Source organism: Paenibacillus sp. ALE2, assembly GCF_054113385.1.
In genome coordinates this window covers 4,883,805-4,892,500 of sequence record NZ_CM134213.1, presented here as the reverse complement: position 1 = coordinate 4,892,500, position 8,696 = coordinate 4,883,805, and the positions used below count along the sequence as shown (strand labels likewise).

Here is an 8,696-nt window from a genome sequence, read left to right as displayed (position 1 = left end):
ATGTTGGCTTAGAAGCAGCCACCATTGAAAGAGTGCGTAATAGCTCACTGGTCGAGTGACTCTGCGCCGAAAATGTAACGGGGCTAAACACACCACCGAAGCTATGGCTTGATGCTTGCATCAGGGGTAGGGGAGCGTTGAATGCGGGTTGAAGGTGTACCGGAAGGAGCGCTGGACTGCATTCAAGTGAGAATGCCGGTATGAGTAACGAAAAGATCTGTGAGAATCAGATCCGCCGAAAGCCTAAGGGTTCCTGAGGAAGGTTCGTCCGCTCAGGGTAAGTCGGGACCTAAGGCGAGGCCGATAGGCGTAGTCGAAGGACAACAGGTCGAAATTCCTGTACCACCGTAATCCGTGATGAGCGATGGGGTGACGCAGTAGGGTAGTGACGCGGACTGATGGATGTCCGTCTAAGCAGTGAGGCTGATGTGTAGGCAAATCCGCACATCGTGAAGGCTGGGCTGTGATGGGGAGCGAAAATTACAGTAGCGAAGGTCATGATCTCAGACTGCCAAGAAAAGCCTCTAGCCAGGAGAAGGTGCCCGTACCGCAAACCGACACAGGTAGGCGAGAAGAGAATTCTAAGGCGCGCGGAAGAACTCTCGTTAAGGAACTCGGCAAAATGACCCCGTAACTTCGGGAGAAGGGGTGCCTCGGTAGGGTGAATAGCCCGAGGGGGCCGCAGTGAAAAGGCCCAAGCGACTGTTTAGCAAAAACACAGGTCTGTGCGAAGCCGCAAGGCGAAGTATACGGGCTGACGCCTGCCCGGTGCTGGAAGGTTAAGGGGAGTGGTAAGCCTTCGGGCGAAGCTATGAACCGAAGCCCCAGTAAACGGCGGCCGTAACTATAACGGTCCTAAGGTAGCGAAATTCCTTGTCAGGTAAATTCTGACCCGCACGAATGGCGTAACGACTTGGGCGCTGTCTCAACGAGAGATCCGGTGAAATTTTAATACCTGTGAAGATGCAGGTTACCCGCGACAAGACGGAAAGACCCCATGGAGCTTTACTGCAGCTTGATATTGAATTTGGGTACGATCTGTACAGGATAGGTGGGAGCCGTTGAACCTTGAGCGCCAGCTTGAGGGGAGGCATCCTTGGGATACCACCCTGATCGTATCTAGGTTCTAACTTGGTACCGTGATCCGGTACGAGGACAGTGTCAGGTGGGCAGTTTGACTGGGGCGGTCGCCTCCTAAAGAGTAACGGAGGCGCCCCAAGGTTCCCTCAGAATGGTTGGAAATCATTCGAAGAGTGCAAAGGCAGAAGGGAGCTTGACTGCGAGACCTACAAGTCGAGCAGGGACGAAAGTCGGGCTTAGTGATCCGGTGGTACCGCATGGAAGGGCCATCGCTCAACGGATAAAAGCTACCCTGGGGATAACAGGCTTATCTCCCCCAAGAGTCCACATCGACGGGGAGGTTTGGCACCTCGATGTCGGCTCATCGCATCCTGGGGCTGAAGTAGGTCCCAAGGGTTGGGCTGTTCGCCCATTAAAGCGGTACGCGAGCTGGGTTCAGAACGTCGTGAGACAGTTCGGTCCCTATCTGTCGTGGGCGTAGGAAATTTGAGAGGAGCTGTCCTTAGTACGAGAGGACCGGGATGGACGTACCGCTGGTGTACCAGTTGTTCCGCCAGGAGCACCGCTGGGTAGCTATGTACGGAAGGGATAAGCGCTGAAAGCATCTAAGCGTGAAGCCCCCCTCAAGATGAGATTTCCCAGTATGTAAGACCCCTTGAAGACGACGAGGTAGATAGGTTGGGGGTGGAAGTGCAGTAATGCATGGAGCTGACCAATACTAATCGGTCGAGGGCTTATCCTAAGATAAGACGCAATGAAGTTTCGGATCCAGTTTTCAGGGTGTAACACCTTGAAGGTATGTAGAAGTACATACGACAAGCGTATGGCGATTCATTCACACAATCTGTGATGAACCGAATAACCTTACGGAAGAATTTGCGGAGCAAATTCATGTTTGGTGGCGATAGCGGAGGGGTTCCACACGTACCCATCCCGAACACGACCGTTAAGCCCTCCAGCGCCGATGGTACTTGGACCGCAGGGTCCTGGGAGAGTAGGACGCCGCCAAGCAAATAATAGTATGACTCTGCAAGTCGTACTCAGGTCGTCGAGAATGCCTCGACGGCTTTTTTTATTTTCCCATCATTCAACATAACATCCTATAAGGTATATACTGCGTATATGCAAATTTATGATAGTTACAAAAAAAGGCTGTTCCATGACTTTTAAAGGTCAAAGGAACAGCCTTTTATAATTTAATTTCGTAGACATTTTGGAGGGGAATTTCATTTCGAGCCGAATCTGTCGACTACAGCGAAACGAAGCACTGTTCCCATTGCTCGGTAATGGATGCTTTGTCAAGCTGCTCTCCAATGAGTGTGACATATCCCTGGCTCACCGGAAGTACGGTGGGCTGCCATTCCAAGTGACTTCCTGAGAATTGCAAAAGCATTGTACCCTCATGCGGAAGCACACAATAACCTTTCGCACGAAGCAGCGAGGAACCTAGCCTAGTCAGGAAGTCTTCTAATCGTTGCTTTTCCAATGGCTGAGGAGAATATTGATGCAGTGTTAAGCTCTCCAGACGGGAAAAGGAATTGGGGAGGTCGTGATCGTGACTGTGGTTTTGACGGTGTGCAGAAATTACTTTGAATGCGGTACTTCTGGAGGCACTGCTAGGTCTTTCGTTATCTTTAGCGGGAATTGGTATAGGTGATGCTTCTGCATCGTTGGGCTGCATCTGTGCCGATGTATGTTGAAATACTTGTACAGGTTTCGGGTCAACCCATACGGAGTTCAGGACAGGTTCCAGCAGTGGTTCAAGGTCAATGCGGCTATACTCAGTAGTTTGCAACTTGGCCGTATCGTTGAGCTTGCGGATGTTCTTGACGACCTTAGCCACTTCACGGCTATTTGCGACATCCGTTTTGTTCACAACAATAAAGTCGGCGGAGCGAAGCTGTCCGTGCAGAGTCCGAACCAGCTCCTTGTCTGCAGTGAAGCGGCTGTTGTATTCATGGAACAGCTCAGCATCCACCACACTGATGCCGTGAACCAGATACAGCCGATCTGCCAGCAGTGGGGAGCGAAGTTCCTCCAGCACCTGCTCGGGGTTGGCTACTCCGGTGGTCTCCATGAAGATCACATCCGGCTCTTGGCTGAGCAGGGTGTGCAGTGCGCCAGCCAGCTCATTTCTTTTGCTGCAACAAATGCACCCCTCTAGCAGTCCTTCCACTGTTACGTCAGGCATTTCCTCTGAAATAATAGCGCTGTCTACATCATATTCGCCCATTTCGTTCATTAAAACAGCAGCACGAAGAGGAATCTGACGAGTATAGGCTAACAGCCGCAAAAGTAGTGTCGTTTTGCCGCTTCCAAGAAAACCACTGATTAATATAACAGGAACTTTGTTCATCATTTTTCCTCCTTGGCGGGTTTAGTGTGCCGTATTCAAGCGATCATAGGTTGCTACCGAGTCTGCTTGGGTATAGACATAAGGGGATTCTGGCTGCTTGACAGTCGTTATTTTATCGGATCGAATTTCAAGTACGGGTGCATTATCCTTTTGCGTTGCATGCAGAGTTCCTTCAATAGTCACCCAGGTATCCTTGTCAAAGGACGGAGGGTTCTGGGATTGGACGATAATCCCGAATGGCATGGCATCGGCAGTACAGCACATAACGAGGAACCTTCCTACTGCAAATAGACCTTTACCCGGTAGATTGTCGTCTTTATAGACAAAGCCGGTCACCTGTACTTTTTTTCCTTGAAAAGCGTGTTTATACAGTTCGATCGCTCCTATAGTTTCGGAAAAAATCTCCGGATGGATCTGTATAATGGGTTGCTGATACAGACGTTTCGCCAGCTCGGCGAATTCTACATTGTACTCATCGGGCGGAACGAACAGCTTATCCAGCGCTTCCTGACTCCATTTTCCCTTTAGAGGGAGCGAAGTTGGTGTGAAAGATGGAGTGGATAAAAGGGAGGCTGCGGGTGTGTTCGTGGTTTGGATGTCTGTTTTTCGTCGGATATCCGGGTTGGGATAGGTGAAGGACATACCTTTTTTGGCTGCCATATCACTGCCAAGTGCCTGATTGGGCAGCAGTGACCCGAACAGCAACGGAATGAGCAGCATTCCATATAAGAGAGTTTTTTTGAACCAGCTTTGCGGTAAAGGATGTTCGCAATCGCATACATCTTCACCACCCCGGCTTCCCACGATTACGTGCCATGCCATCGCCAAAGCGATGAATATGAGTGGCACAGGACAGAGCAAAAGCAGTTTTTGCATGTGCGGAGCCAAGTAGTAATGAAGTGCACTTGTGCGATGTAATGTGATGATGTATACAGCTAATCCGATCATGAGCAAGGAGCGCATGCCATATTGACAGCGGATGCTAAAGGTTGAATTCACGTTTGTATTTACCTCCCCAATAACCATTCAGCAGCTATAGATCCCATCAGGACGAGTAAAATAATGAGTAAGCCCAAGATCACGACAAATTTGGTGCGAAAGGTGCTGAGCAGCATGAGTGTACCTTTGAAATCAAGCATCGGGCCGAGTACAAGAAAGGCTGCCAGCGGACCCAGTGTAAAGGTATGTGAAAAAGCAGTAGCTACAAAGGCATCAGAGGTGGAACATAGCGATAGCACATAGGCAAAGCCCATCATAAAGGCGTACGAGCCAGCCGTACCATTACTTAACGAAAGCATTTCATCACGTGGGATAAAGGTTTGGATGCAAGCTGTCAATAATGCGCCGATAACGAGATATTTACTCATGTCCAAAAACTCGTCGCCAGCATGTACAAAAAATCCCCGCCATGTGCGGTTATGCCGATGAGTCTGATTGTTCTGCTTTTGCTGGTTAAAAGAGAGCAAAGACCGTTTGAGCGGATGCACACGCACAAAGGCATATATGATCAATCCGATGGTCGCGGAAACGACAAAGGCCAAACCCATTCGAACGACAGTGACCTCAGGATGGGAAGGGAAAGCCATCATTGTCGCAGCCAGTACTACGGGATTGATAATAGGTCCGCTTAAGATAAAAGTGATACCCATATAGGCAGGCATTCCCTTGAGCATTAATTGGCGAACGACAGGGATCATGCCACACTCACAGATGGGAAACAGCATACCTAGCAAGGAGGCGAGCAGGACACCCGGCACAGGATGGGTAGGCGCTATTTTACGAATCCATGTCTCCGGTACAAGCCACTGTAAAAGGGATGAAACAAGCACACCGATCAGGAGAAACGGAACAGCCTCCAGAAAAATACCCATAAATACCGTCTTTAATGACTGCAGCTGCCCTATATCTAACAAACGAAGCCACTGAGGAGATAGCGTAATAAGCACAGGGATGAGAAAGGCAAACGGAATCATAAAAGGCAGCATCTTCAACAGCGTACTGTTTTTCATTCCACATCTCCTTGGGAATAAGGGTTCTTATCTACATCCTATGCCTGTGTTGGGACAATCATGCCGCAGGATTATGCTTGAATCACCTCCTATATTGACAATTCAAAGCGTGGTCATATATATTTATGTTTGTTAATAGTAATTATTACGATTAAAATCCGATAAATGATTGCAAGAAGAAAACTTTTACGGTACGATCCATATTAGTGTTGTAAAGACAAGGAGGATTATATGATACCGATTGTTGTTTTATCCGGATTTTTGGGCAGCGGGAAAACAACTCTTCTTCAGCATGCGCTGGCTTACTACAAGGAGCAGGGGCTCAAGCCAGCTATTCTGATGAATGAGTTGGGTGATGTTAATCTGGACGGCAGTTTGGTGAACGACCAGGCCCCCATGAAGGAAATGCTCAGTGGCTGTATATGCTGTACCATTCGCGGAGATTTGGGCGTCGAGCTCATGAATCTTGCCGAGGAATATAAGCCAGATGTGATTATTGTAGAATGTACCGGAGTGGCTAATCCAATGGAGATTGTAGATGCAGTGACAGATGCCTCCATATATTCTTCTATGGTTTTACAATCTGTTATCACGGTCGTGGATGCGCGTCAATTTCTGGATTTCTCCTTGGGTAGTGAGAGAAGCAAGTCGTTTCGTTTGATGCAGGATCAGCTGCGGTGTGCTTCCAAACTGATTATTAACAAGACTGATTTATTGGCTGCGGGAGAATTGCAAAAAGTACAGGCCCTTGTAAAAGAATTAAATCCTTATGCTTTGACTGTAAGCACGGAGCGTAGTGACGTAGATTTGGGTGCCTTTTTCTCCATTCAAGGAGAGAAACAGATGGATGTTTCGCGGCAAAAGGAGTCCACAGTCGATATCGCGAATGATCATCAGCATGCGGAAGCTCATTTTCACACGTATGGTCATGATGATCATACAGGCCATCATCCTTATGACTATCATGAGCCCGAGCATCACGACCTTGAACATGAACACGGAGAGCATTATCATTCCTACGACCATGTAGTTGTTCATACGCATTTTTTTGGACAACCTGTGTCACGCTCCGAGTTTGAACAGTTGTTCCGCAGTTTGCCTGCTGAAATTTACCGGGCCAAAGGAATCGCGCGATTTTTGGAATCGGAGGGCCAGATGATGTTTCAATTTGCCTATCGTGAGCTGGAAATCATCCCGATCCGACCGCAAAAGCCAGTGAACGATGTAGCGGTGATCATGGGCGAGAATTTCTCTGCTTCTGAGATCGGGGAACGATTGAAAAAGCTTGAAGCGGCTGCAAAGCCACTGGCTAGTTCATGATTTCGAGAACAAATAGCGTTTATTCATCCAAGCCTCATTCTCGAGCTGATCTAGCAGGGAAGCCTCCATGGAGATTTACAACAATTCTGCTGTTATTAATTGCGGGACTGGTGCTGTCAGTTACACTTGCGGTCATGCTGGGTCCTGTGGCTGTCGCTCCAGGGACAGTATGGCGAATTGCGCTGTCCCATCTGCCTTGGTTGGATCAGTGGATACCCGTGACATGGACCAAACCGGAGCAATATATCGTCTGGGAAATTCGCTTTCCGCGTGTGCTGCTAGGTGTTGTCGTGGGAGCAGGACTTGCTGTTACCGGAGCGGCTATACAGGCATTAATTCGCAATTCGTTAGCGGACCCCTATATTCTAGGAGTCTCGTCGGGTGCTTCAGTGACAGCGACGTTAGTTATTGTGTTTGGAGCTTTTGGATTTTTGGGACGACTTGCACTGCCCATATCTGCTTTTATAGGCTCTCTAGCTGCGATGCTTATGGTGTTTGCGTTGGCTCGTGTGGCTGGGCGGATATCGACGACCCGCTTGCTGCTGGCAGGAGTGGCGGTATCTATGATGCTGTCGGCTGTGACTAGCTTTATCGTTACGATGGCCCCGAATGAAAAAGGCATCCGTGACGCGATGTATTGGATGATGGGAAGTCTGGCAGGCGCTCAATGGGATACGCTTTTCATTCCAAGCCTTATTATAGCCGTGGGAACGGCTGTCCTTTTGACCCGATGCCGTTCATTGAATGCTTTGCTGACAGGAGAAGAAGCCGCCGTAACGCTCGGTGTGAACGTGCAGGCGTTCCGTGTATTATTGGTTGTTGTCGCTTCCCTTTTAACCGGGGCAGTCGTATCCGTGAGTGGCTCGATTGGTTTTGTCGGGCTTATGATTCCACACATCGTTAGGCTAATAGTGGGATCGGATCATCGGCGTGTCCTGCCTGTCAGCCTGCTTTCGGGAGCTATCTTCGTCGTGTGGGCAGACGTATGTGCCCGGCTCGTGCTAGCTCCACAGGAGCTGCCGATTGGTATTGTAACGGCTGTGTGTGGCGGACCCTTTTTTGTGTGGCTGCTGCGGCGCAGTTCCTACTCGTTTGGAGGCGAAAAATGAATATAGAAGTCGAAGGCGTGACCTTCAGTGTTCACGATAAACGATTGATCGACGGTATCAGCCTCCAGGTAAAAACGGGAGAGCTGGTCGGGCTGATCGGTCCGAATGGCAGCGGCAAATCAACGTTGCTTAAGAATATGTATCGGGTGTTAAGGCCTGACAGTGGTTTGGTGACGCTGGATGGCCAGGATTTATTGCGTATGAAGTACAAAGAGACAGCACGACAAATGGCAGTGGTAAGTCAGGATGCGCCCCAAACGTTTGATTTTTCAGTACGGGACATCGTCCTGATGGGCCGCCATCCTCATAAGAAACTGCTGGAAGCAGATACTGTCTTCGATCATGAGCTGGTTGAGCAGGCGCTGGAGCGGGTAGGCATGAATGCTCAAGCGGATCAGGGGTTTGCTACCCTGTCGGGCGGTGAAAAGCAACGGGTATTGATCGCCAGGGCTTTGGCCGGACAAGCGAAATTTCTCATTTTGGACGAGCCGACGAATCATCTCGATATCCGGTATCAGCTGCAAATTCTCGATTTGGTCAAAACACTTCAGATCACTGCTTTAGCTGCACTGCATGATTTAAATTTGGCGGCATGTTATTGTGACCGATTGTATGTATTAAAAGAAGGCAAGGTGGTAGCCTCCGGCATAACAGAGAATGTGCTTCAGCCTGACCTGCTACGCAGTGTATTCGGGGTGGAAACAGAAATTCGCATTCATCCGAAAACCGGGAAACCGAGTATTACCTTTTTACCGGATTCTCTTAGAGGTGGAGACCATCTATGACATTAACAGGCAGAATGGTGATTCGATAAGGTAAGAT

6 protein-coding genes and 2 rRNA genes (1 of these 8 only partly in view) are annotated in these 8,696 nt (G+C 49.1%); 5 read left to right on the top strand and 3 right to left on the bottom strand.

The genetic code is table 11. From position 1 onward, the window contains the following. Together ACXHJ1_RS20900 and rrf are read left to right on the top strand one after the other, a co-directional pair. A 23S ribosomal RNA gene (locus ACXHJ1_RS20900) occupies positions 1 to 1,822 on the top strand; it begins 1,104 nt to the left of the window's first position. A gap of 152 nt (positions 1,823 to 1,974) precedes the next feature. Beyond that, positions 1,975 to 2,091 (top strand): 5S ribosomal RNA (rrf, locus tag ACXHJ1_RS20895). 238 nt (positions 2,092 to 2,329) lie between these two features. On the opposite strand, the gene ACXHJ1_RS20890 is transcribed toward rrf, so the two are convergent. Genes ACXHJ1_RS20890 through ACXHJ1_RS20880 form a run of 3 tightly spaced genes read right to left on the bottom strand, consistent with a single transcriptional unit; the run spans position 2,330 to position 5,445 of the window. Continuing rightward, entirely contained in the window at positions 2,330 to 3,439 is a 1,110-nt protein-coding gene (locus tag ACXHJ1_RS20890) for a CobW family GTP-binding protein (protein ID WP_457905165.1), read from the bottom strand. Positions 3,440 to 3,457: 18 nt separating this feature from the next. Next, positions 3,458 to 4,435 carry a TIGR03943 family putative permease subunit gene (locus ACXHJ1_RS20885; RefSeq protein WP_044786620.1) on the bottom strand — a complete coding sequence of 326 codons (978 nt, stop codon included), beginning with the start codon at positions 4,433 to 4,435 and terminating at the stop codon, positions 3,458 to 3,460. An 8-nt stretch (positions 4,436 to 4,443) separates the two neighbouring features. Continuing rightward, positions 4,444 to 5,445: a permease gene (locus ACXHJ1_RS20880; RefSeq protein WP_457905164.1), complete on the bottom strand. Its 1,002-nt coding sequence runs from the start codon at positions 5,443 to 5,445 to the stop codon at positions 4,444 to 4,446. A 231-nt stretch (positions 5,446 to 5,676) separates the two neighbouring features. Here ACXHJ1_RS20880 and ACXHJ1_RS20875 point away from each other — a divergent pair, with 231 nt between their 5' ends. From ACXHJ1_RS20875 to ACXHJ1_RS20865, 3 genes are read left to right on the top strand one after another with little or no spacing between them, the layout of a single operon-like run. Further along, complete coding sequence (locus ACXHJ1_RS20875) at positions 5,677 to 6,765, top strand: CobW family GTP-binding protein (RefSeq protein WP_457905163.1); 1,089 nt, start codon at positions 5,677 to 5,679, stop codon at positions 6,763 to 6,765. Continuing rightward, positions 6,762 to 7,874 (top strand): FecCD family ABC transporter permease, encoded by a 1,113-nt coding sequence (locus ACXHJ1_RS20870; RefSeq protein WP_457905162.1) that lies wholly within the window; start codon positions 6,762 to 6,764, stop codon positions 7,872 to 7,874. Before ACXHJ1_RS20875 ends, ACXHJ1_RS20870 begins: the two co-directional genes overlap by 4 nt. Further along, on the top strand, positions 7,871 to 8,659 hold the full coding sequence (locus ACXHJ1_RS20865; RefSeq protein WP_457905161.1) for an ABC transporter ATP-binding protein: 789 nt from the start codon (positions 7,871 to 7,873) through the stop codon (positions 8,657 to 8,659). The genes ACXHJ1_RS20870 and ACXHJ1_RS20865 overlap by 4 nt, the downstream gene beginning before the upstream one ends. The last annotated feature ends 37 nt before the right edge of the window (positions 8,660 to 8,696 follow it).